This window comes from Mycobacterium gordonae (genome assembly GCF_001417955.2).
In the GTDB taxonomy this organism is placed as follows: domain Bacteria; phylum Actinomycetota; class Actinomycetes; order Mycobacteriales; family Mycobacteriaceae; genus Mycobacterium; species Mycobacterium gordonae_B.
Genome location: NZ_LKTM01000124.1, coordinates 54,112 through 78,536, shown reverse-complemented (window position 1 = coordinate 78,536; position 24,425 = coordinate 54,112). Strand labels below are relative to the sequence as shown.

The window sequence follows — 24,425 nt, the reverse complement described above, 5'->3', positions numbered from 1 at the left end:
GTCGGGGTGGGGGGTGTCGGTAAGACGCGGCTGGCGTGGGAAATAGCGCGTCGGGATCAGCAGCGGTTTGTCGATGGGGTGTGGCTGTGTGAGTTGGGACCGTTGGACAACGGTGACGCGGTAGGCCATGCGGTGGCTGCGGCGCTGCGGTTGCGGCAGCAGCACGGGATGGGCATCGAGGAGTCGGTGATCGAGTATCTGCGGTCACGGAGGGCGCTGGTGGTACTGGACAACTGTGAACACGTGGTGGAGGCGGCGGCGGGGTTGGCTCAGCGCATTGTGGGTCAGTGCCCGGGGATCGAGGTCTTGGCCACCAGCCGTCAGGCATTGGGGGTGGAGGGCGAGCAGATCGTGGTCATCGCGCCGCTGACGGTGGAGGATGCGACGCGGTTGTTCGTGGACCGGGCGCGCGCCGGTGTGCCGGGATTCAGGGCGGAAGGGCAGCCGGCAGGAACGGTGGCGGAAATTTGCCGGCGGGTGGATTGTCTGCCGCTGGGGGTGGAGCTGGCGGCGGCGCGGATGCGGGTGATGAGCGCTGCCGATGTGGTGCGGCGGTTGGATCGGTTGGGCTTTCTGCGGGGTGCGCTGCGCGGGGCATTGCCACGTCAGCAGAGTCTGGTGGCCACCATCGATTGGTCGTATCGATTGCTCACCGAGGGTGAGCAGGTGTTTTTCGCGCAATTGTCGGTGTTTGCGGGGTCCTTCGACCTGGCGGCTGCCCACGCCGTGTCAGGCAACGGTGACGAGGACGACACGCTGGATTTGCTGGCCGGTCTGGTCGACAAGTCGATGGTCGTGGTGCGCAACCTGACCGACCACACCCGCTACGCGGTCCTGGAGACCCTGCGTGCGTACGGGCGAGATCGCCTGCAGGAACTGGGAATCGAGAAAGTGCTGGCAGTTCGGCACGCGGAATACTTCACCGACCTGGCCGAGCGAGCCGGGGCCGGCGTGGAGACCGCAGAGGAACGCGAATGGATCGAGCGGGTGCTGCCCGACTACGACAACCTGCGCACCGCATTCGAGCGGGCGATGTCCGAGCAGAACATCGACCTCGCGCTACGGCTGGTCGCCGCGTGTGCGGAGATCTTCGGCATTCGCGTCGGATACGAGGTGTTCCGGTGGGCCGAACGCGTCGCGGCGGTCGCCGAACCCGATCACCCGCTGTATCCCGCGGTGGTCGGAACGGCCGCACGGGGTGCCTGGGCCCGCGGTGAGTATGCGGCGGCACGCAGGCTGGCGGAGCTGGCTGGGGGACGGGTGCCCGGCCCCGGTACGTCGCGGATCGCGTTCCCCGGAGATGTGTTAGCCGATCTGGATCTGCACGAGGGTGAGGTCGACCGGGTTCTCAACTACTGGGATGAACAGGTTGCGGTGGCGCGGCGGGGTGGAAACCCGATCCGGTTGGGTCAGACGCTCTCCACCGGCGCAGTACTGCACGGCGTCTTGGGCGGCGACTTCGACCCCTATCTGCCGGCCGCGCGAGAAGGCGTGGAGATCGCCGAAACCACCGGGAACCCGACAGCCCGCTCGACCGCCTACTTCGGCCTGGCATTCCTGCTCAAGCGGGCCGAACCGGGCCGGGCCCTGGCCCTGTTCGACGAAGCGGCGAGCCTGGCCGGGGACGTACAGAACTTCTGGTGGTACGGCATCGCTTTGATGGAGGCCGCTGCGACTCGTGCCGTGCACGGTGATCCTGCCGCGGCGGCGCAATTGTTCGACGACGTCCTGGATCACTGGGACCGCGTGGGCGACTGGACGGAACTGTGGATCAGCCTGCGCTACGTGACGAAATTGCTTCTTCGGCTCGGTGCCGGGGACGACGTGGCGTTCCTGCACTGGGCACAACTCAAGGCAGGCAAGGTTTCACCATTACACGCCGATCAGCTGAGTGCGCTGCAGGAAAGCCTGGGCCCGATCGGCTTCGCTGCTCACGGTGAGTCCGAGCCCGACGGCGCCGAGGTGGTGGCTCGTGCGCGATCGGCATTGCAGCGCCACTCCCAGCGCACTGCCGCGGTCTAGCCGAGACCCAAGGACGCGGCACCGAACGGGCAGCTGCTGCCACACGTTCGGTGCCGCGTCGTCGGGGGCTTTAGCGCTTAGGTGCCGACCGAGACGCCGAAGCTGGCGTTCAGCGCTGCCTGCAGCGCCAGTTGCAGGTTCAGCAGGACGTTGCGGATCGAGGCGCCGAGGGTCAGGCCGGCGTTGTCCAGCGACGCCAACAACGTGCCGCCCGTCTGCGTAAGTCCCGCCAGCGCGTTCTCGAAACCTGCGACGAGAGCTCCGCCGGTTTGGCCGAACCCGGACAGGCTGGCCCCGAAGCTGGCGCCGAGGGCGTTGTTGAAGACCGCGGCCGCCTGGTTGAGCGCGTTCAGCCAGATGCCCGCGATCGCCGCGCCGGTCTGACCGCTGCCGGTCAGCGCCGCCATCAGGTTGCTGGTGATCGCAGCGCCTGTTTGGGTCAGTCCGGACAAGCTCGAGGACAACCCGGCCGAGAGCGTCCCACCAGCGTTCAGCAGGCCGGTGATCCCGCTGTTCAGGGCAGCGGAGAGTCCGGCCAGGTTGAGACTGCCGGAGAGCGCAGCGTTGAGGGCCAGTGACAGGTTGGGCAGAGCGGCGTTGATGCTCGCGGCGAGGTTGGCTCCGGCGTTGAGCAGGGCGTTGAGGCCGGCTTGCAGCGCCGGGACCCCGCCCAAGGCGGCGTTCAGGGCGGCCTGGAAGGCGCCGTTGAGGGCGCTCAGGCCGGCCTGGAATGCCGGCAGGCTCCCGCTCAGCGCGGCGTTGATCGCGCCGCTGAATGCGGCCGACAGGGCGGGCAGAGTGGCCCCGAAAGCCCCCGACAGTTGCGCGGCCAGGGCCGGCAGGGATCCGGCGAAGGTGGCAGCCAGGTTCTGTCCGGCAGAGATCAGCGCGTTGAGGCCGGCCTGGAAGGCCGGAGCGCCGGACAGGGCTGCGTTCACCGCGGCCTGGAAGGCCCCGTTGAGCGCGGCCAAGCTGGCCTGGAACGCCGGCAGGCTGCCTGTGAGAAGTGCGGACAGCCCGGCCAGGTTCACGCTGCTCGAGAGCAGTCCCGCCAACGTGAGCGAGAGGTTGGGCAGCGCGGCATTGATGCTGGCGGCCAGGTTCGCTCCGGCGTTGAGCAGGGCGTTGAGGCCGGCTTGCAGGGCCGGGGCCCCGGCCAGGGCCGCATTGAGGGCGGCGTTGAACGCTCCCGAGAGGGCGGCCAGGGAGGCTTGGAAGGCCGGCAGGCTGCCCGAGAACGCCGCGGTCAGCGTCGCCGAGAGGGCGGCGTTGAGCGCGGGCAGGGAGGCGCTGAAGCTGGCCGTGAGCGCGGGTAGGGCTCCGGCGAAGGTGGCGGCCAGGTTGGCCCCGGCGTTGATCAGGGCATTGAGGCCGGCCTGGAAGGCCGGGGCCCCGGCCAGGGCGGCGTTCAGCGCGGCATTGAACGCCGTGTTCAGCGCGCCCAGGGAGGCTTGGAAGGCCGGCAGGCTGCCTGAGAGAGCCGCTGAGAGGGTGGCGTTGAAGGCGGCGTTGAGTGCGGGCAGGGTGCCCCCGAAGGTGGCCGACAGTTGCGCTGCCAGGGCCGGGAAGGCGGCGCCGAGGCCCGCGATCAGATTTTGTCCGGCGGTGGCCAGGGCGCTGAGCCCGGCCTGCAGGGCGGGTGCCCCGGACAAGGCGGCGGTCAGCGCCGTCTGGAACGCGGTGTTCAGCGCGCCGAGGGAGGCTTGGAAGGCCGGCAAGCTACCCGAGAGCGCCGCCGAGAAAGTGGCGCTCAGCGCGGCGTTCAATGCGGGCAGGGCACCGCCGAAGGTGGCCGAGAGTTGGGCGGCCAGGGCGGGTAGGGATCCGGCGAAGGTGGCGGCCAGGTTCTGGCTGGCGGCCAGCAGGGCGTTGAATCCGGCGGACAGGGCCGGGGCCCCGGACAGGGCGGCCGACAGCGCGGCCTGGAACGCGCCGTTGAGCGCGCCCAGGGAGGCTTGGAAGGCCGGCAGGCTGCCCGACAGGGCGGCGTTCAGGGCGCCTTGGAAGGCGGTGTTGATCGCGCCCAGGCTGGCTGAGAAGGCTGGCAGGGCACCGGAGAACGCGGCGTTCAGCGCGGCCGAGAGGCCGTTGAGGCTGCCTCCCAGGGCTGCGTTCAACGCTGCCGAGAGGCCGGCCAGGTCGAGGTTGACGCTGAGCATGGCGTTGAGGGCGGCCGAGAGGTTGGGGAAGGCCGCGGCGAGGTTGGCGGCCAGGTTGGCTCCGGCGTTGAGCAGGGCGTTGAGGCCGGCTTGCAGGGCCGGGGCCCCGGCCAGGGCCGCGTTCAGCGCGGCGTTGAACGCCCCGGACAGGGCGGCCAGGGAGGCTTGGAAGGCCGGCAGGCTGCCCGAGAACGCCGCGGTCAGGGCCGCCGAGAGGGCGGCGTTGAGCGCGGGCAGGGTGGCTTGGAAGCTGGCCGACAGCGCCGGCAGGGCACCGGCGAAGGTCGCGGCCAGGTTGGCCCCGGCGTTGATCAGGGCGTTGAGGCCGGCCTGGAAGGCCGGGGCCCCGGCCAGGGCGGCGTTCAGCGCGGTCTGGAACGCCGCATTCAGCGCCCCCAGGGAGGCTTGGAAGGCCGGCAGGCTGCCTGAGAGGGCCGCCGACAGGGTCGCCGAGAACGCGGCGTTCAGCGCGGGCAGGGCCCCACCGAAAGCGGCCGACAGTTGCGCGGCCAGCGCGGGGAAGGCCCCGGTGAAGTTGGCGGCCAGGTTGGCTCCGGCATTGAGCAGCGCATTGAGCCCGGCTTGCAGGGCCGGGGCCCCGGCGAACGCGGCCGACAGGGCGGCGTTGAACGCCCCCGACAGCGCCCCCAGGGAGGCCTGGAAGGCCGGCAAGCTACCCGACAGGGCGGCGTTGATCGCCCCGGTGAACGCCGCCGACAACGTCGGCAACGTCGCCCCGAACGCCCCCGAGAGTTGGGCGGCCAGGGCGGGTAGGGATCCGGCGAAGGTGGCGGCCAGGTTCTGGCTGGCGGCCAGCAGGGCGTTGAATCCGGCGGACAGGGCCGGGGCCCCGGACAGGGCGGCCGACAGCGCGGCCTGGAACGCGCCGTTGAGCGCGCCCAGGGAGGCTTGGAAGGCCGGCAGGCTGCCCGACAGGGCGGCGTTCAGGGCGCCTTGGAAGGCGGTGTTGATCGCGCCCAGGCTGGCTGAGAAGGCTGGCAGGGCACCGGAGAACGCGGCGTTCAGCGCGGCCGAGAGGCCGTTGAGGCTGCCTCCCAGGGCTGCGTTCAACGCTGCCGAGAGGCCGGCCAGGTCGAGGTTGACGCTGAGCATGGCGTTGAGGGCGGCCGAGAGGTTGGGGAAGGCCGCGGCGAGGTTGGCGGCCAGGTTGGCTCCGGCGTTGAGCAGGGCGTTGAGGCCGGCTTGCAGGGCCGGGGCCCCGGCCAGGGCCGCGTTCAGCGCGGCGTTGAACGCCCCGGACAGGGCGGCCAGGGAGGCTTGGAAGGCCGGCAGGCTGCCCGAGAACGCCGCGGTCAGGGCCGCCGAGAGGGCGGCGTTGAGCGCGGGCAGGGTGGCTTGGAAGCTGGCCGACAGCGCCGGCAGGGCACCGGCGAAGGTCGCGGCCAGGTTGGCCCCGGCGTTGATCAGGGCGTTGAGGCCGGCCTGGAAGGCCGGGGCCCCGGCCAGGGCGGCGTTCAGCGCGGTCTGGAACGCCGCATTCAGCGCCCCCAGGGAGGCTTGGAAGGCCGGCAGGCTGCCTGAGAGGGCCGCCGACAGGGTCGCCGAGAACGCGGCGTTCAGCGCGGGCAGGGCCCCACCGAAAGCGGCCGACAGTTGCGCGGCCAGCGCGGGGAAGGCCCCGGTGAAGTTGGCGGCCAGGTTGGCTCCGGCATTGAGCAGCGCATTGAGCCCGGCTTGCAGGGCCGGGGCCCCGGCGAACGCGGCCGACAGGGCGGCGTTGAACGCCCCCGACAGCGCCCCCAGGGAGGCCTGGAAGGCCGGCAAGCTACCCGAGAGCGCGGCGTTGATCGCCCCGGTGAACGCCGCCGACAACGCCGGCAACGTCGCCCCGAACGCCCCCGAGAGCTGGGCGGCCAGCGCCGGCAGTCCGGCGGTGAACGTCGCAGCGAGGTTCTGACCCGCGGCAAACAACGCATTCAACGCGCCCGTCAGCGCGGGCGCCCCGGCGAGCGCGGCGCTGAACGCGGCCTGGAACGCGCCGTTCAACGCACCCAGGGACGCCTGGAAGGCCGGCAGGCTGCCCGACAGGGCGGCGTTCAGCGCGCCCTGGAAGGCGGCACTGATGGCCGGGAACGTGGCGTTGAAGCCGGCGGACAGCGCGCCGTTGAGTGCGGCGGCCAGGGTGTTGTTGAGGGCGGCGTTCAACGCGGCGAGTCCGGTGCCGAAGCTGCCGCTGAGCTGGGCGGCCAGGTTGGCTCCGGTCTGGGCCAGGGCGTTGAGCGCGGCGGAGAATGACGGCAGCCCGCCGCCGAAAGCGGCGTTCAGCGCGGCCGTCAGCCCGTTGAGGCCGCCGGTGAATGCGCCGTTGAGGGCGGCCGACAGTCCGGCCAGACTCGCGCTCAGGTTGCCGGACAGCGCCCCGGAGAGCGATGCCGACAGGGCGGGGAACGCCGCGCTGAAGTTTGCCGCCAGGTTCTGGCCCGCGCTCAGCAGTGCGTTCAAGGCTCCCTGGAAAGCCGGAGCGCCACTGAGTGCGGCGTTGAACGCGGCGTTGAGGGCAGTGTTCAGGCTGGCCAGTCCGGTGCCGAAGTTACCCGCGAGCTGCGCCGCAAGTGCCGGGAAGTTGCCGGCGAGGCTGGCGCCGGTCTGGACCAGGCCCTCCAGGGCAGCCGACAGGGCCGGCAGGCTCAGGGTGCCGGACAGCGCGGCTTCCAGGCCGGCCAGGCTGGCTTCGAAGCTGCCGGAGAGGGCGCCGTTGAGGGCCGCGGACAGCGCGGGCAGCGTCGCGCTGAAGTTCGCTGCCAGGTTTTGACCCGCGTTGATCAGTCCGCTGAGTCCGGCCTGCAGCGTCGGCAGACCGCCGCTGAGAGCCGCGTTCAACGCGGCGTTGAGGCTGGCCAAGCCGGTGCCGAAGGCGCCGGACAACGCGCCGTTCAGCTGCCCGGCCAATGCGGGCAGCGCTGCGCTGAAGCTGCCGGCGAGGTTCTGGCCCGCGCTGATGAGTCCGTTCAGGCCCGCCTGGAACGCCGGCAGGCCGCCGGTGAGGGCGGCATTGAGCGCGCCGCCGAGTTGGGCGCTGAGCGCGGGCAGGGTGGCGCCGAAGTTGGTCACCAAGCCGCCGAGGCTTCCGAAGAAATTGCCGACCAGCATTCCGCCGGTCTGGGCGAGTTCGGTCAGGCCGGAGAAGTTCGCGTTCAGGCTGGCGGAGAGGTCGGCAGAAAGGTTGGCGCCGATGCCGGTCCGTAGGAACGCTTCGAGGGCCGCGTTGGCGGGGCCGAACAACGCGGCCCCGTTGCCCGTGAGAGTGGCGCCAAGGCTCTGCAGGGCGACGCCGGAGTTGGCGATGGCTTGACCGGTCTGAGTCAGTCCGGCACCAAGTCCGGACGAGAGGGCACCGCCGGTCTGCAGAGCCAGCCCCGCGCCCAGGTTGGGCAGCGAGGCCAACGCCCGCAGCGCCGCGCCCGCGTCCAGGCTCCCCATCAGCGAGCCGGACCCGCCGATCGAACCGCCCAGGCCAGGAATGCCGAAGGTGGTGCCCAAAGCAGCGTTCACCTGTGCGGCGAGGTTGGCGAAGCCGTTCTGCAACGCCGACAAGAAGCCGTCGAGGCTCACCAGCGCCGAACCGTTGACCGCCTCGGCGGCCGCGTATGCGGTCGCGCTCTGGGTCATCATTGCGACGAATTCCTGGTGGTACGCCGTCGCTTGAGCGCTGACAGCCTGGTAGTCGGTACCCAGGGTGCCGAACAGCCGGGCGATCGCGGCCGACACCTCGTCCGCGGCCGCAGGCACGAGTTCGGTCGTCGCGCCTGCCGCAGCAGAAGTCACGTCAACCAATGATGAGCGGATACCGGCAAGCTGCTCGGCCGCCGCTTCGACGAATTCAGGCACAGCAATGACAAAGGACATGTCCATCTCCCCAGATGACCCCAATGGAACAAGCCGCGACCCAACGACGCCCGATCGTCACAGGGGCAACACGTGGGCAATAGATCCCCGTACGGAGAGGAGGTTAAACCCGTTATCTCTAAGAATTTCCGGGCAGAATCTTATAGTCTGCGAATGACCTTGTGGTCCTACCTTTTGCCCGAAATCAGCTGTGCCAGAGAGCAACTGCTCCTTCGTGTATATCAGCGCAGCAGAGGAATGTGAAGGGGCACTTCGGCGTGTCGTGTTGACAGCGGGCGAGTCGGCTCTTGTTGCGGACGCCGGGCGTGGGTACGATCCCGTGCCGTCGAATGAATTTGCAAACAACTGCATAACAATGCAGAATCGCCGAATGGTCGACACAGTACGGGTAGCGGTCGCCGGTGCCAGTGGTTACGCGGGCGGTGAGATTCTCCGCCTGCTTCTCGGGCATCCGGCCTACGTCGACGGCCGCCTGACAATAGGTGCGGTGACAGCGGCCAGCAGCGCCGGAAGTTCTCTGGGTGAGCATCACCCGCACCTGGTTCCGCTGGCCCAGCGCGTCGTGGAGCCGACTGAGTTGGCGGTGTTGAGCGGCCACGACGTGGTCTTTCTTGCTTTGCCCCATGGACATTCGGCGGCTCTCGCCGAACAACTCGGCCCGCAGACGCTGGTCGTCGATTGCGGGGCGGACTTCCGGCTCACCGACGCGACAGCGTGGGAGCGTTTCTACGGCTCCCCGCACGCCGGCAATTGGCCTTACGGGTTGCCCGAATTGCCCGGTGGCAGGGACAGATTGAAAGGTACGCGCCGCATCGCCGTGCCCGGCTGTTACCCGACGGCAGCGTTGCTCGCCCTGATGCCTGCTGTGGCAGTAGGCCTCATCGAGCCGGCCGTCACCGTCGTCGCGGTCAGTGGCACCTCCGGGGCGGGTCGTGCGGTTAAGACAGATCTGCTCGGATCGGAGGTCATCGGGTCGGCGCGGGCTTACAACATCGGGGGCGCTCACCGTCATACCCCTGAAATCGTGCAGGGGCTACGGTCGGTCACCGACCGTGACGTGACCGTTTCCTTCACGCCGGTGCTGATTCCGACCTCTCGCGGCATTCTCGCCACCTGCACCGCCCCCACTCGTGCGCCCATCTCGCAGCTCCGCGCCGCATACGAAAAGGCCTACGACGCCGAACCTTTCATTCACCTGATGCCGGAGGGTCAGTTGCCCCGAACCGGTTCGGTGATCGGCAGCAATGCTGCACATATCGCGGTCGCCGTCGACGAGGACGCAGCGACGTTCGTGGCGATCGCCGCAATCGACAACTTGGTCAAGGGAACTGGAGGCGCTGCGGTGCAGTCGATGAATCTGGCGCTCGGTTGGCCGGAGACCGAGGGACTTTCGGTGGTCGGAGTCGCCCCATGACCGAGCCTCTGACCGACCCGGCCAACGAAGTCGCCGGCCAGACACGGTTGCTTCGCGCGCAGGGGGTCACCGCCGCGGCCGGGTTCCGGGCCGCGGGTATCGCTGCCGGTATCAAAGCGTCCGGTGCTCGCGATCTGGCCATGGTCTTCAATGAGGGCCCCGACTACTCGGCGGCAGGTGTGTTCACCCGCAACAAGGTGAAGGCCGCACCGGTGCTCTGGACGCAGCAGGTGCTGACCACGGGGCAGTTGCGCGCGGTGATCCTGAATTCCGGTGGGGCGAATGCCTGTACGGGTCCCGGTGGCTTCCAGGACACCCACGCGACCGCGGAAGCCGTTGCGGCCGCGTTGTCGGACTGGGGCACCGAAACGGGTGCCATCGAGGTCGCCGTCTGCTCCACCGGCCTGATCGGCGATCGGTTGCCCATGGACAAGGTGCTCGCCGGAGTCAGCGACATCGTGCACGAGATGCACGGGGGTCTCACCGGCGGTGACGACGCTGCTCACGCCATCATGACCACCGACACCGTGCCCAAACAGGTTGCGCTGCATCACCAGAACAAGTGGACGGTCGGTGGAATGGCCAAAGGCGCCGGCATGTTGGCGCCATCGTTGGCCACCATGCTCTGTGTGATCACCACCGACGCCGTCGCCGATCCGGCCGCGCTCGATCAGGCGTTACGCAACGCCGCTGCGCTCACTTTCGACCGCCTCGACATCGACGGCAGTTGCTCCACCAACGACACCGTCCTGCTATTGGCGTCGGGTGCCAGTGAAATCGCGCCCACCCAGACCGATCTCGACGACGCGGTGCTACGGGTCTGCGACGACCTGTGTGCTCAACTGCAGGCCGACGCCGAAGGTGTCACCAAGCGTCTCACCGTGACGGTGACCGGTGCGGAAACCGAGGAGGACGCGGTGACCGCCGCGCGGGTCATTGCCCGCGACAGCCTGGTCAAGACCGCGGTGTTCGGGTCCGACCCCAACTGGGGCCGCGTGGTGGCGGCCGTCGGGATGGCCCCGGTGGCTCTGGACCCCGAGCGGATCACGGTGTCTTTCAACGGTTCTGTGGTGTACCGGGAGGGCGCGGGTGCTCCCGGCGCCCGCGAAGTGGATCTGTCGGGAGCCGACATCCACATCGTGGTCGACCTCGCGATCGGTGACGGTCATGCCGACATTCGCACCACCGATCTGTCCCACGCCTACGTCGAAGAGAATTCGGCGTACAGCTCATGACCATGAACATCGACGACCTGCCCACGCAGATCAAGGCGCAGGTACTGGCCGAGGCCCTGCCCTGGCTCAAGCAGTTGAACGGCAAAATCGTCGTCATCAAGTACGGCGGCAACGCGATGACCGATGAGTCCCTGCGGCGGGCGTTCGCCGCCGACATGGCGTTCCTGCGCAACTGCGGGGTACACCCCGTGGTCGTGCACGGTGGCGGCCCACAGATCACCGCCATGCTGCGCCGCCTCGGCATCGAGGGCGATTTCAAGGGCGGATTCCGGGTCACCACACCGGAAGTGCTCGACGTGGCGCGGATGGTGTTGTTCGGCCAGGTCGGTCGCGAACTGGTCAACCTCATCAATGTGCACGGCCCGTACGCGGTGGGGATCACCGGCGAGGACGCGCAGCTGTTCACCGCCGTGCGGCGCAGTGTCACCGTCGACGGCGTGGACACCGACATCGGCCTGGTCGGAGACGTGGACCTCGTCAACACTGCGGCGGTACTGGATCTCATTGCAGCCAAACGTATTCCAGTGGTGTCAACGCTGGCCCCGGATGCCGAGGGAGTGGTGCACAACATCAACGCGGACACCGCGGCGGCAGCACTGGCCGAGGCGCTGGGTGCCGAAAAGCTGCTGATGCTCACCGATGTCGAGGGTCTGTACACGGGCTGGCCCGACCGCACGTCACTGGTCAGCCAAATCGATACGGCCACACTGGCGCAATTGCTCCCGAGCCTGGAGGCGGGCATGATTCCCAAAGTCGAGGCATGCCTGCGGGCGGTCACCGCCGGCGTGCCCAGCGCGCACGTCATCGACGGTCGAGTCGAACACTGCGTACTCGTCGAGCTTTTCACTGATGCCGGCACCGGCACCAAGGTGGTCTCCGCATGACCGCGACGCAGGCGGTGCAGCAACGCTGGCAGGCCGTGATGATGAACAACTACGGCACTCCGGCGATGGCGCTGGCCAGCGGCGACGGAGCGGTCGTCACCGACGTGGACGGCAGGACCTACGTCGACCTGCTCGGCGGCATCGCGGTCAACGTGCTCGGCCACCGGCATCCCGCCATCATCGAGGCGGTCACCCGGCAGCTGTCCACACTCGGCCACACCTCCAACCTCTACGCCACCGAACCAGGGATCGCGCTGGCCGAGCAGCTGGTGGCCCACCTCGGGGCGGAAGCTCAAGCCCGGGTGTTCTTCTGCAACTCCGGAACCGAGGCCAACGAGGTCGCGTTCAAGCTGACCCGGCTGACCGGTCGCACGAAAATAGTTGCGGCACAGGAAGCTTTTCACGGCCGGACGATGGGCTCGCTGGCCCTGACCGGCCAGCCCAGTAAACAGGCGCCGTTCGAGCCCCTACCGGGTTACGTCACCCACGTGCCCTACGGCGACGCCGACGCACTGAGCGCCGCGGTCGACGACGACACCGCCGCAGTCTTCCTCGAGCCGATCATGGGGGAGAGCGGTGTCGTCGTGCCGCCCGAGGGATACCTGGCGGCGGCACGCGAGATCACCGCCCGTCACCAAGCGCTGCTGGTGCTCGACGAAGTGCAGACCGGGGTGGGGCGCACCGGCGCGTTTTATGCACACCTGCACGACGGCATCACCCCCGATGTGATCACTCTGGCCAAGGGGCTGGGCGGTGGGCTGCCGATCGGCGCGTGCATCGCGATCGGGCGCGCCGCCGACCTACTGACTCCTGGCCTGCACGGCAGCACCTTCGGCGGCAACCCCGTGTGCACCGCGGCCGCCCTTGCCGTCCTGAAGGTACTGGAAGACGAGGACCTGGTGCGTAGCGCCGACACCAAAGGCAAAGCGCTTCGGCACGGTATCGAATCCCTGGGTCATCCACTGATCGACCACGTCCGGGGCAGAGGGCTGTTGCAGGGCATCGTGCTGACCGCGCCGTACGCCAAGGACGCCGAAGCCGCGGCCCGCGACGCCGGCTATCTGGTCAATGCGGCCGCCCCCAACGTCATTCGGCTGGCCCCACCCCTGATCATCACGGAGTCGCAATTGGACGGGTTCGTCGCCGCCCTGCCACGCATTCTCGACACAGCCGGAGCCGCACATGGTTAGGCACTTTCTGCGCGACGACGACCTCACGCCGCGCGAACAGGCCGAGGTCCTCGAACTGGCCGCCACGTTGAAGAAAGACCCGTACAGCCGTCGTCCCCTGGAGGGGCCGCGCGGTGTCGCGGTCATCTTCGACAAGAACTCCACCCGCACCCGGTTCTCCTTCGAGATGGGTATCGCCCAGCTCGGCGGGCACGCCGTGGTGGTCGACGGGCGCAACACCCAACTGGGGCGCGACGAGACCCTGGAAGACACCGCGCGGGTGTTGTCCCGCTTCGTCGACGCCATCGTGTGGCGCACCTTCGGGCAGGAACGGCTGCAGGCCATGGCCTCCACCGCGTCAGTGCCCGTCGTCAACGCGCTCTCCGACGAGTTCCATCCCTGCCAGGTCCTGGCCGACCTACAGACCATCGCCGAACGCAAAGGCTCACTGCACGGCCTGAAGATGACCTACCTCGGGGACGGCGCCAACAACATGGCCCACTCCCTGATGCTGGGCGGAGTGACCGCCGGCATGCACGTCACCGTCGCGGCACCCGAAGGTTTCACACCCGACCCGGACGTGGTGGCGGCGGCCCGCGCCCGCGGTGCGGAGACCGGGGGCGCGGTGACCGTGACCGCTGACGCCGACGCGGGTGCGGCCGGCGCCGACGTCCTGGTCACCGACACCTGGGTGTCGATGGGCCAGGAGGACGACGGGCTGGATCGTGTCAAGCCGTTCCGGCCGTTCCAGGTCAACCAGCGCCTGCTCACCCTGGCCAACCCCGATGCCCTTGTGCTGCACTGCCTTCCGGCGCACCGCGGTGACGAGATCACCGACGAGGTGATCGACGGCCCGGCCAGTGCCGTGTGGGATGAGGCCGAAAACCGCCTGCACGCCCAGAAGGCGCTGCTGGTGTGGCTGCTGGAGCGCTCGCGATGACGGCCAAGGCGGCACCCGAGGTCAGCGCCAACCGCGCCGGCCGGCAGGCCCGCATCGTCGCGATCCTGTCCACTGCCGAGGTGCGCAGCCAGAGCGAACTGGCCGCCCGGCTGGCCGCCGAAGGCATCGAGGTCACCCAGGCCACCCTGTCACGCGACCTCGAGGAACTCGGCGCGATCAAGCTGCGCGGCGCCGACGGCGGCGTCGGCGTCTACGTCGTGCCCGAAGACGGCAGCCCCGTCCGCGGGGTCGCCGGCGGCACCGGACGGCTCTCCCGGCTGCTCGGTGAGCTGCTGGTTTCCACGGATGCCAGCGCGAACCTGGCGGTGCTGCGCACCCCGCCCGGCGGGGCCCACTATCTGGCCAGCGCGATCGACCGCGCGGCGTTACCGTACGTCGTCGGCACGATCGCCGGTGACGACACGGTGTTCGTGGTGGCCCGCGAACCGATGAGCGGCGCCGAATTGGCTTCTGCGCTGGAAGAACTTAAGTAGATCTCAAATACACTGCTGCAGACTTTGCCCAAGCAAAAGGAGAACTGTTCATGTCAGAGCGCGTCATCCTGGCGTATTCCGGCGGCCTGGACACCTCGGTGGCCATCAGCTGGATAGGCAAGGAGACCGGCCGCGAGGTCGTTGCGGTGGCGATCGACCTCGGCCAGGGCGGCGAGGACATGGAGGTGGTGCGCCAGCGGGCGATGGACTGCGGCGCCGTGGAAGCGGTCGTCGTCGACGCCCGCGACGAGTTCGCCGAGGGCTACTGTCTGCCGACCATCCTCAACAACGCGCTGTACATGGACCGCTACCCGCTGGTGTCGGCCATCAGCCGGCCGCTGATCGCCAAGCATCTGGTGGCCGCGGCGCGCGAACACGGCGGCAGCATCGTCGCGCACGGCTGCACCGGCAAAGGCAATGACCAGGTCCGTTTCGAGGTCGGCTTCGCGTCGCTGGCACCGGATCTCGAGGTGCTGGCGCCGGTCCGCGACTACGCGTGGACGCGGGAGAAAGCGATCGCCTTCGCAGAAGAGAACGCCATCCCGATCAACGTCACCAAGCGCTCGCCGTTCTCCATCGACCAGAACGTCTGGGGCCGTGCCGTCGAAACCGGGTTCCTCGAGCACCTGTGGAACGCCCCCACCAAGGACGTCTACTCCTACACCGAAGACCCGACCGTCAACTGGAACACCCCCGACGAGGTGATCATCGGTTTCGAGCAGGGCACGCCGGTCACCATCGACGGCAGACGGGTGACCGTGTTGCAGGCCATCGAGGAGCTCAACCGCCGGGCCGGGGCTCAGGGTGTCGGGCGCCTCGACGTCGTCGAGGACCGGCTGGTGGGCATCAAGAGCCGCGAAATCTACGAGGCGCCGGGTGCGATGGTGCTGATCACCGCGCACGCCGAGCTCGAACACGTGACGCTGGAACGCGAGCTCGGCCGGTTCAAGCGGCACACCGATCAGCGCTGGGCCGAGCTAGTGTACGACGGCCTGTGGTACTCGCCGCTGAAGGTGGCTCTGGAGAGCTTCGTGGCCACCACCCAGGAGCACGTCACCGGGGAGATCAGGCTGGTGCTGCACGGCGGCCACATCGCGGTCAACGGCCGCCGCAGCGCCGAGTCGCTCTACGACTTCAACCTGGCCACCTACGACGAGGGCGACACCTTCGACCAGTCGATGGCCAAGGGCTTCGTCTACGTGCACGGTTTGTCGTCGAAGCTGTCCGCCCGCCGGGACATGCGGTGACCTTCCCCCCGCGAGCAGACACAAACTCGCACGATTTAGGCGCTCAGAGTGCGAGTTTGTGTCTGCTCGCGAGGCAGAGGTGCCCCCAGCTCGCGAGGCAGAGGTGCCCCCAGCTCGCGAGGGGGGGGTGAACCCGTGAGCACCAACGAGGGGTCGCTGTGGGGCGGCCGGTTCGCCGGTGGGCCGTCCGAAGCACTCGCCGCGCTGAGCAAATCCACGCATTTCGACTGGGTGCTGGCGCCCTACGACATCACCGCGTCCCGGGCGCACGCGATGGTGCTCTACCACGCGGGCCTGCTGACCGAAGAACAGCGCGACGGCCTGCTGGTCGGCCTGGACAGCCTCGCCGAAGATGTGGCCGACGGCAGCTTCGGCCCGGTCGTCACCGACGAGGACGTGCACGCGGCGCTGGAGCGCGGGCTGATCGACCGGGTGGGGCCGGATCTGGGCGGCCGGCTGCGCGCCGGGCGCTCCCGCAACGACCAGGTGGCCACCCTGTTCCGAATGTGGCTGCGCGATGCGGTGCGCCGGGTCGCCGACGGGGTACTCGAGGTCGTCGCGGCACTTGCCGAACAGGCCGGCACCCATCCGACCGCGATCATGCCGGGCAAAACCCACATGCAATCCGCCCAGCCGATCCTGCTGGCACACCACCTGTTGGCCCACGCCCACCCGTTGCTGCGCGACGTGGACCGCATCGTCGACTTCGACAAGCGCGCCGCCATCTCCCCGTACGGATCCGGTGCCCTGGCCGGCTCGTCCCTGGGGCTGGATCCCGACGCGATCGCCGCGGAACTGGGCTTCACCGCCGCAGCGGAGAATTCCGTCGACGCCACCGCGGCCCGGGATTTCGCCGCCGAAGCGGCGTTCGTGTTCGCCATGATCGCGGTCGATCTGTCGCGGCTGGCCGAGGACATCATCCTCTGGAGTTCGACCGAGTTCGGCTACGTGACTCTGCACGACTCCTGGTCCACCGGCAGCTCGATCATGCCCCAGAAGAAGAACCCCGACATCGCCGAACTGGCTCGCGGCAAGTCCGGGCGGCTGATCGGCAACCTGACCGGGCTGCTGGCGACGCTGAAGGCCCAGCCCCTGGCCTATAACCGTGACCTGCAGGAAGACAAGGAGCCGGTGTTCGACTCGGTGGCCCAGCTGGAGCTGGTGCTGCCGGCGATGGCCGGGCTGGTCGGCAGCCTGACGTTCCATGTCGACCGGATGGCTGCGCTGGCCCCGGCCGGCTACACCCTGGCCACCGACATCGCCGAATGGCTGGTACGCCAAGGTGTGGCATTCCGGTCGGCGCATGAGGCCGCCGGCGCCGCGGTGAAGGCCGCCGAGCAACGCGGCGTCGGGCTGCAGGAATTGACCGACGACGAGCTGGCCGCCATCAGCCCCGAGCTCACCCCCAGCGTCCGCGACGTGCTCACCATCGAAGGATCGGTGTCCTCCCGTGACGCGCGAGGGGGTACCGCACCGGCCCGGGTAGCCGATCAACTGCTCGCCGTCACCGAGGTAGCGGGCCGCCTGCGACAGCAGCTGCGCGGCTGAGCGGCGCGCCGCTCTTTTTGCCGGGCAGCTTGGCCGCGACTAAACTTCCTGCTCTACGCGCTTCCGTTGAACTTTCGACTGAACGATGCGGCCTCGATGTTCGTGCAAAAGGGGTGGGACCAATGAGTGTCATCGCAGGTGTCTTCGGTGCCCTGCCGCCCTACCGCTATTCGCAGCAGGAACTCACCGACATGTTCGTCAGCATTCCCGAGTTCGAGGAATACGAAGACATCGTCCGGCAGCTGCATGCCAACGGGAAAGTCAACAGCCGCCACCTGGTCCTGCCGCTGGAGCAGTACCCGCGGTTGAACGACTTCGGTGCGGCGAACGACATCTTCATCGACAAGGCGGTGGACCTGGGCGTCGAGGCCCTGATGGGTGCACTCGACGAGGCCGGACTGCGCCCCGAAGACCTCGACGTGCTCATCACCACCACGGTCACCGGTCTGGCGGTGCCGTCGCTGGACGCCCGGATCGCCGGACGGTTGGGGCTGCGCCCCGACGTGCGACGGGTGCCCCTGTTCGGACTGGGTTGCGTGGCGGGGGCGGCCGGGGTGGCCCGGCTGCACGACTATCTGCGGGGTGCCCCGGACGGCATCGCGGCCCTGGTCTCGGTCGAGCTGTGCTCGCTCACCTTCCCCGGCTACAAGCCGTCGGTGGCCGGCCTGGTGGGCAGTGCACTGTTCGCCGACGGTGCCGGCGCGGTCGTCGCGGTGGGAGAGCGGCGCGCCGCCGAGGTGGATGCCGGCGGGCCTAGCGTCATCGATTCGCGCGGCCACCTCTATCCAGATTCGTTGCGCACCATGGGATTCGACGTCGGAGCCGGTGGCTTCGAGCTCGTCCTGTCCAAGGATGTGGCGGCCGTGGTCGAACAGTATCTGCGCACCGACGTCACCGGCTTCCTGGCCGAGCACGGCCTGACCACCGCCGACATCGGCGCCTGGGTGACACATCCCGGCGGGCCCAAGATCATCGAGGCGATCACCGAAACCCTCAACCTGCCGGCGGAGGCTTTGGAACTCACCTGGCGCTCCCTGGGCGAGATCGGCAACCTGTCGTCGGCGTCGGTGCTGCACGTACTGCGTGACACCCTCGCCAAGCCACCGCCCAGTGGCAGCCCCGGACTGATGATCGCGATGGGTCCCGGCTTCTGTTCCGAGCTGGTCCTGTTGCGCTGGCACTGAATGCCGTGAGCACTCAAGACGAGCTCATTGCCGCCCTCCGCAGATCCCTCAAGGAAAACGAGCGGCTCAAGCGCGAGAACCGCGATTACCTGACCCGGGCCACGGAGCCGATCGCATTGGTGGGCATGGCCTGCCGTTATCCGGGCGGGGTGGACACCCCGGAGGCTCTCTGGGAGATGGTGGCGGCCGGGCGCGACGTGGTCACCGAATTCCCCGGCGACCGGGGCTGGGACCTGGCCGGGCTGTTCGACCCCGACCCGGACGCCGTCGGCAAGTCCTACACCCGCTCGGGCGGATTCCTGACGGACGTCGCGGGCTTTGACGCGCAGTTCTTCGGGATCGCGCCCAGCGAGGTGCTGGCGATGGATCCCCAGCAGCGGTTGCTGCTCGAGGTTTCGTGGGAGGCGTTGGAGCGCAGTGGGATTGATCCGCTGACCCTGCGCGGTTCGTCGACGGGCGTGTTCGCCGGGATATTTCACGGCTCCTACGGCGGTCAGGGCCGCGTGCCCGGAGAGTTGGAGCGGTACGGGTTGCGTGGCTCGACGCTCAGTGTGGCGTCGGGCCGCGTGGCCTACGTGCTCGGCCTGGAAGGTCCTGCGGTATCGGTGGATACGGCGTGTTCGTCGTCGCTGGTGGCCCTGCATCTGGCGGTGCAGTCGCTGCGGTCGGGGGAGTGCGACCTGGCGCTGGTGGGCGGCGTGACGGTGATGGCCACCCCGGCCATGTTCATCGAATTCAGCCGGCAGCGCGCGCTTTCCGCCGACGGTCGGTGCAAGGCGTATGCCGGCGCCGCCGACGGGACCGCGTTCTCCGAGGGCGCCGGCGCACTCGTCGTCGAGCGGTTGGCCGATGCCCGCCGGTTGGGTCACCCGGTGCTGGCCGTGGTGCGTGGCTCGGCGGTCAATCAGGACGGCGCCTCCAACGGCCTTGCCACACCGAACGGTCCGTCCCAGCAACGGGTGATTCGCGCCGCACTGGCCGGCGCCCGCCTCAGCGCGGCGGACGTGGACGTAGTCGAGGGCCACGGAACGGGCACCACGCTCGGGGATCCGATTGAGGCGCAGGCTATTTTGGCGACCTACGGCCAGGATCGCGATGAGCCGTTGTGGCTGGGGTCGATCAAGTCGAACATGGGTCACACGTCGGCGGCGGCCGGCGTCGCGGGTGTCATGAAGATGACACTGGCGATGCAGCATGCGGTGCTGCCGCAGACGCTGCATGTCGATGTGCCGACGCCGCACGTGGATTGGTCGGCCGGCGCGGTGTCGTTGTTGACCGAACAGCGGCCCTGGCCGGAGCGCGGACGGCCGCGCCGGGCCGCGGTGTCGTCGTTCGGGATCAGTGGGACCAACGCGCATGTGATCCTGGAACAGCCGGTCGTCATCGACACACCCGGGGACCTACCCGGGCCGACGAGCCGCGCGGTGCCGTGGGTGCTGTCGGCGCGCTCCCCCGAGGCGCTGGCCAACCAGGCCCGCCGACTGTCGGCGCACGTAACAGCCACCGGGGTGCGGCCGGTGGACGTGGGCTGGTCGCTGATCAGCACGCGCTCCCTGTTCGACCACCGCGCGGTGGTGCTCGGCACCGACCCCGACGAGTTCATCGACGGACTCACCGGTCTGGCGGCCGGCGACGCGGGTCCCAACGTCACCGTCGGACGAGCCCGGCCGGTGGGCAAGACGGTGTTCGTCTTCCCGGGCCAGGGTTCGCAGTGGGCCGGCATGGGGCTCGAATTGCTGGACAGCTCACCGGTATTCGCTGACCAGCTGCAGCGCTGCGAAAAGGCCCTGCGGGAGCACGTGGACTGGTCGCTGATCGACGTGATCCGCTCCGCGCCGGGCGCACCCGCGCTGGACCGGGTCGACGTGGTGCAACCGGCGCTGTGGGCGCTCATGGTGTCGCTCGCCGAATTGTGGCGGTCCCTCGGTGTCACCCCGGACGCGGTGATCGGCCACTCGCAGGGCGAGATCGCGGCCGCCTACGTGGCCGGCGCGCTGTCGCTGGAGGATGCTGCCACGGTGGTGGCGCTACGCAGCCGGTTGCTGAGGCAGTTGTCCGGAGCCGGCGGCATGGCGTCGCTGGCTCTCGGTCTCGACGACGTCGAGGAGCTGCTGGTGCCCTGGGCGGGCCGGTTGAATATCGCCGCGGTCAACGGGGTTTCGTCGATCGTGGTGTCCGGCGAGGTGGACGCCGTCGCCGAACTGGTGAGCCGATGCGACGTGCAGGGCATCCGCGCACGGCGTATCGACGTCGACTACGCGTCGCACTCTTTCCACGTCGACGCAATCCGCGACGACCTCGCCGCCGCACTCAAAGACATCGCACCCCGCTCGTCGCCGGTGGCGTTCTATTCGACCGTGACCGGCGCGCTGCTGGACACCGCCGCGTTGGACGCCGATTACTGGTACCAGAGTCTCAGGCAGACAGTCCAATTCGAACCTGCCGTGCGTGCTGCTGCGGCCGCCGGCTGCCAGGTCTTCATCGAATCGAGCCCACACCCGGTATTGATCGCCGGCATCGAGGAAACACTGGGTCCCGAGCAGTCCGTGATCGTCCCGTCGTTGGGCCGCAACGACGGTGCGCTGCAACGATTCTGGTTGTCGGCGGCGCAGGCTCAGGTAGCGGGTGTGGCGGTGGACTGGACGCCGGTGTTCGAGGGTGCGCGCCGGGTCGCGTTGCCCACGTACGGTTTCGTGCGGCGCCGCTTCTGGCTGACCGAGTCGGGCGATCACGATGTGCGCCGCGCCGGGCTGGTGGGCGCCGCGCACGACCTGCTGGGTGCTGTCGTCGAACGACCCGACTCCGGCGGGCTGGTGTTGACGGGGCAGTTGTCCGTGTCGGCGCAGCCGTGGTTGGCCGATCACGCGGTGACCGGCACCGTGCTGTTCCCCGGCGCGGGCCTGGTGGAGCTGGCCCTGCGGGCCGGTGAGGAGGCCGGCTGCCCGCTGCTGCAGGAGTTGACGTTGTCGACACCGTTGACGCTGCCCGCCCAGGGTGGTGTGCGCGTTCAAGTGGTGCTGGGGGCCGCCGACGATGCGGGCAACCGGGAGATCTCGGTGTACTCCCTCGGATCGGGATCAAAGTGGACGCAGCACGCCACCGGCACCCTGGGGACGAATCCGCCCGCCCCGCAAGCGGACCTGTCCGGATGGCCGCCCGTCGGCGCGGTAGCCGTCGATCTCGCGGATGCCTACCCACGATTGGCCCGCCGCGGCTATCAGTACGGCCCGGCCTTCCATGGCCTGCAGGCGATGTGGCAGTCGCCCGACCACGTCTTCGCCGAAATCACGCTGCCCGACGGACTCACCACCACCGGGTTCGGCATCCATCCGGCGTTGCTGGACGCGGCCCTGCATGCGCTGGGGGTGGCCGGCGAGCAGGACGCGACGGTGTTGCCGTTCTCCTGGCAGGGGGTGTCTTTGCACGCCTCCGGTGCCGCCCGGCTGCGTGTCCGCATCACCCGCGTCGGCACCGACTCGGTGGCCCTGGACCTGGCCGATCCGTGGGGCCTACCGGTGCTGACGGTGCGCGAACTGGCCTTCCGCCCGCTGGTCGCCGGGTCGCTGGCGGCGGCCGCAGGCGGCGATGCCGGTCTGTTCCAGATCCAGTGGACGCCCGTCGCTCCCGCGGCCTCGGATGGGGCGCCGATGACGGTGTGGCAGGCGCTGTCCGAGGGAGGTCCACCCGAGGCGGTGTATTCGGCCACCCACGCGGCGCTGAGCCGGTTGCAGTCCTGGCTGGCCGGCGACGACCGTGGCGTTCTGGTCGTGCAAACCCACGGCGCCGTCGGGTTGGCCGGGGAAGACGTGTCGGACCTGGCGGGTGCGGCGGTGTGGGGTCTGGTGCGTTCGGCTCAGGCAGAGCACCCCGGACGGGTGATCCTGCTCGACTCCGACGGCTCGCTGGACGCAAGCGAACTGATCGGTTGCGATGAGCCGCAACTGTTGGTGCGTCAGGGGGTCGCTTACCAGGCACGCCTGAAGCCGGCCGAATCATCGGCACTGGAACTACCCGCACAGCAGCAGTGGCGACTGGTCACCGGTGGCGGCGGCACGCTGGACGACGTGCGGGTGGGCCCGCTCGAGAGGGCGGAGCTGGCCCCCGGGCAGGTCCGGGTCGCGGTGGCCGCGGTGGGGGTGAACTTCCGGGATGTGCTGGTGGCGTTGGGCATGTACCCCGGCGGCGGCGAGTTGGGGGTCGAAGGCGCCGGCATGGTCACCGAGGTCGGGCCCGGTGTGCGGGATATCGCCGTCGGTGACGCGGTGCTCGGCTTGCTGGGTGTGGTGGGGCCGGAAGCGGTGGTCGATCGGCGATTGGTGGCGGCGGTACCGGCGAGCTGGTCACTGCCGCAGGCCGCCGGAGTGCCGGTGGTTTTCCTGACCGCCTGGTACGGATTGTCGGTGCTGGGGGCGGCCAAGGCCGGTGAGCGGGTGCTGGTGCATGCGGGCACCGGCGGGGTGGGGATGGCCGCGGTGCAACTCGCCCGGTACTGGGGTCTGGAGGTCTTCGCCACCGCGAGCCGCGGTAAGTGGGACACGTTGCGCGCCATGGGTTTCGACGATGAACACATCGGTGATTCGCGGACGCTGGACTTCGAGGATAAGTTCCGGGTGGCCACCGGTGGTGCCGGAGTCGACCTGGTGCTCAACTCGCTCGCCGGGGATTTCGTCGACGCCTCGCTTCGGCTGCTGGCCCCGGGCGGACGTTTCATCGAGATGGGGAAGACCGATCTTCGTGACCCCCAGGATATTGCGCAACGCGGAATCGCCTATCGCGCATTCGATCTGATCGAGGCGGGGCCAGACCTCACCGCTGAGATGCTTTCCGGGGTGATGGCACTGTTCGACGCCGGGCTGTTGAACACACTGCCGTTCAAGACCTTTGACGTCCAGCGGGTTCGTCAGGCGTACCGGTTCGTCAGTCAGGCCCGGCACACCGGCAAGGTGGTGCTGACCCTCGACCCGCTCGCCACCGGCACCGCGCTGATCACCGGTGGCACCGGAATGGCGGGCGCGGCGCTGGCCCGCCACCTCGTTTCCCGCCACCGGGTACCCAGCATCGTGCTGGTGAGCCGCTCCGGTGCGCGGGCTCCGGACACCACGGAGTTGGTGGCGGAGTTGCGCGCGGCCGGCGCGCAGGTGTCGGTGGCGTCCGCCGATGTGGCCGACCGGGAAGCCGTCGCCGGGTTGCTGTCGCAGATACCGCAACGGTTCCCGCTGCGGGCGGTGATCCACGCCGCCGGCGTTCTCGATGACGGGTTGATCGCGACGCTGACTCCCGAGCGGCTGGATGCGGTATTGCGGGCCAAGGTCGACGGAGCGTGGCATCTGCACGAACTCACCCGGGACCTGGATCTGTCTGCGTTCGTGATGTTCTCGTCGATGGCCGGCATCCTGGGTACCGCCGGCCAGGGAAACTATGCGGCGGCCAACAGCTTCCTCGACGCGCTCGCCGAGCACCGCCGGGGACTGGGATTGCCCGCCACATCCGTGGCGTGGGGGTTGTGGGAACAGGCCAGCGCGATGACACGACACCTGGGGGACCGGGACAAGGCCAGGATGAGCCGGGTCGGCCTGGCGACGCTCTCCACGGGTCAGGCGCTGAGTTTGTTCGACGCCGCCCTGCTCGCCGATCCCGCCGTGGTCGTCGCCACCCGGCTGGACACCGCCGCACTCACCGACGACGCGCCCGCTCTGCTCGGTGAGCTGGTCCGCCGCCCCGTCCGCAGGGCGGTTGCGGCAGCCGAGATTTCGACGACCGGCCTGGCCGCGCGGCTTTTCGGGCTCACCTCCGAACAGCGTCACCGCGAACTCATCGACGTGGTGTGCAGCAATGCGGCAACGGTGCTGGGCCGCTCCGGAACCGCCGACATCGGCGCCCAGCGCGCCTTCCAGGAAATGGGTTTCGACTCACTGACGGCCGTCGAACTACGCAATCGTCTCAAAACCGCCACCGGCCTGACGCTTTCGCCCACCCTGATCTTCGATTACCCCAGTCCCAGCGCGCTGGCCGCGCATCTCGACGACCGGTTGTCCGGTCCCACGGGAGACGCCGACCCGTCGGCGCGCTTCGAAGACCTCGCCCGTGAGCTGGACACCCATGTCCGTCAGACTGATTGGAGCACCGAAGAACGAGCGAAGCTGGCCCACCGGCTGCACGATGTCCTGGCCGACCTGGCACTCGACGACGATCTCGCGGCCGCCAGTGAGAGCGAACTCTTCGCCATCCTCGACGAAGAACTCGAATCCTGAGAAACCAAGGA

The 24,425-nt window shown here is 69.1% G+C and carries 12 protein-coding genes; 11 read left to right on the top strand and 1 reads right to left on the bottom strand.

Annotation, left to right across the window (positions count from 1 at the left end):
* Positions 1 to 2,022 (top strand): ATP-binding protein (locus tag AO501_RS37965; protein ID WP_197419830.1); only part of this gene is annotated, 2,022 nt, incomplete at its 5' end.
* Between the two features lie 77 nt (positions 2,023 to 2,099).
* Here AO501_RS37965 and AO501_RS12825 read toward each other — a convergent pair.
* On the bottom strand, positions 2,100 to 8,048 hold the full coding sequence (locus AO501_RS12825) for a PE family protein (protein WP_156452514.1): 5,949 nt from the start codon (positions 8,046 to 8,048) through the stop codon (positions 2,100 to 2,102).
* 370 nt (positions 8,049 to 8,418) lie between these two features.
* Here AO501_RS12825 and argC point away from each other — a divergent pair, with 370 nt between their 5' ends.
* The 10 genes from argC to AO501_RS12775 all read left to right on the top strand — a co-directional run bounded on the left by argC (position 8,419) and on the right by AO501_RS12775 (position 24,414).
* Positions 8,419 to 9,462 (top strand): N-acetyl-gamma-glutamyl-phosphate reductase, encoded by a 1,044-nt coding sequence (gene argC, locus AO501_RS12820; RefSeq protein WP_082658587.1) that lies wholly within the window; start codon positions 8,419 to 8,421, stop codon positions 9,460 to 9,462.
* Positions 9,459 to 10,697 carry a bifunctional glutamate N-acetyltransferase/amino-acid acetyltransferase ArgJ gene (gene argJ / locus AO501_RS12815; protein WP_055578091.1) on the top strand — a complete coding sequence of 413 codons (1,239 nt, stop codon included), beginning with the start codon at positions 9,459 to 9,461 and terminating at the stop codon, positions 10,695 to 10,697. Before argC ends, argJ begins: the two co-directional genes overlap by 4 nt.
* Positions 10,698 to 10,699: 2 nt before the next feature.
* Positions 10,700 to 11,581, top strand: a complete 882-nt coding sequence (argB, locus tag AO501_RS12810) for an acetylglutamate kinase (RefSeq protein ID WP_371934960.1) — start codon at positions 10,700 to 10,702, stop codon at positions 11,579 to 11,581.
* Entirely contained in the window at positions 11,578 to 12,771 is a 1,194-nt protein-coding gene (locus AO501_RS12805) for an acetylornithine transaminase (RefSeq protein ID WP_055578089.1), read from the top strand. Before argB ends, AO501_RS12805 begins: the two co-directional genes overlap by 4 nt.
* Positions 12,764 to 13,690: an ornithine carbamoyltransferase gene (gene argF / locus AO501_RS12800; RefSeq protein ID WP_055578088.1), complete on the top strand. Its 927-nt coding sequence runs from the start codon at positions 12,764 to 12,766 to the stop codon at positions 13,688 to 13,690. Before AO501_RS12805 ends, argF begins: the two co-directional genes overlap by 8 nt.
* Positions 13,687 to 14,184, top strand: a complete 498-nt coding sequence (locus tag AO501_RS12795; RefSeq protein ID WP_055578087.1) for an arginine repressor — start codon at positions 13,687 to 13,689, stop codon at positions 14,182 to 14,184. Before argF ends, AO501_RS12795 begins: the two co-directional genes overlap by 4 nt.
* Before the next feature lie 50 nt (positions 14,185 to 14,234).
* A complete protein-coding gene (locus tag AO501_RS12790; RefSeq protein WP_055578086.1) occupies positions 14,235 to 15,431 on the top strand; it encodes an argininosuccinate synthase in 1,197 nt (398 codons plus the stop codon).
* Between the two features lie 135 nt (positions 15,432 to 15,566).
* Positions 15,567 to 16,979 carry an argininosuccinate lyase gene (gene argH, locus AO501_RS12785; RefSeq protein WP_055578085.1) on the top strand — a complete coding sequence of 471 codons (1,413 nt, stop codon included), beginning with the start codon at positions 15,567 to 15,569 and terminating at the stop codon, positions 16,977 to 16,979.
* 122 nt (positions 16,980 to 17,101) lie between these two features.
* The gene (locus AO501_RS12780; RefSeq protein ID WP_055578084.1) at positions 17,102 to 18,163 is read left to right on the top strand and encodes a type III polyketide synthase; all 1,062 of its coding nucleotides are present in this window, start codon (positions 17,102 to 17,104) and stop codon (positions 18,161 to 18,163) included.
* A gap of 5 nt (positions 18,164 to 18,168) precedes the next feature.
* Positions 18,169 to 24,414 carry a type I polyketide synthase gene (locus tag AO501_RS12775; protein WP_055578083.1) on the top strand — a complete coding sequence of 2,082 codons (6,246 nt, stop codon included), beginning with the start codon at positions 18,169 to 18,171 and terminating at the stop codon, positions 24,412 to 24,414.
* Positions 24,415 to 24,425 lie beyond the last annotated feature (11 nt).

Bases quoted from the DNA above. Each gene is read 5' to 3' on its own strand.
- AO501_RS12825 (WP_156452514.1), bottom strand. From the start codon at position 8,048: ATGTCCTTTGTCATTGCTGTGCCTGAATTCGTCGAAGCGGCGGCCGAG.
- argC (WP_082658587.1), top strand. From the start codon at position 8,419: ATGGTCGACACAGTACGGGTAGCGGTCGCCGGTGCCAGTGGTTACGCG.
- argJ (WP_055578091.1), top strand. From the start codon at position 9,459: ATGACCGAGCCTCTGACCGACCCGGCCAACGAAGTCGCCGGCCAGACA.
- argB (WP_371934960.1), top strand. From the start codon at position 10,700: ATGAACATCGACGACCTGCCCACGCAGATCAAGGCGCAGGTACTGGCC.
- AO501_RS12805 (WP_055578089.1), top strand. From the start codon at position 11,578: ATGACCGCGACGCAGGCGGTGCAGCAACGCTGGCAGGCCGTGATGATG.
- argF (WP_055578088.1), top strand. From the start codon at position 12,764: ATGGTTAGGCACTTTCTGCGCGACGACGACCTCACGCCGCGCGAACAG.
- AO501_RS12795 (WP_055578087.1), top strand. From the start codon at position 13,687: ATGACGGCCAAGGCGGCACCCGAGGTCAGCGCCAACCGCGCCGGCCGG.
- AO501_RS12790 (WP_055578086.1), top strand. From the start codon at position 14,235: ATGTCAGAGCGCGTCATCCTGGCGTATTCCGGCGGCCTGGACACCTCG.
- AO501_RS12780 (WP_055578084.1), top strand. From the start codon at position 17,102: ATGAGTGTCATCGCAGGTGTCTTCGGTGCCCTGCCGCCCTACCGCTAT.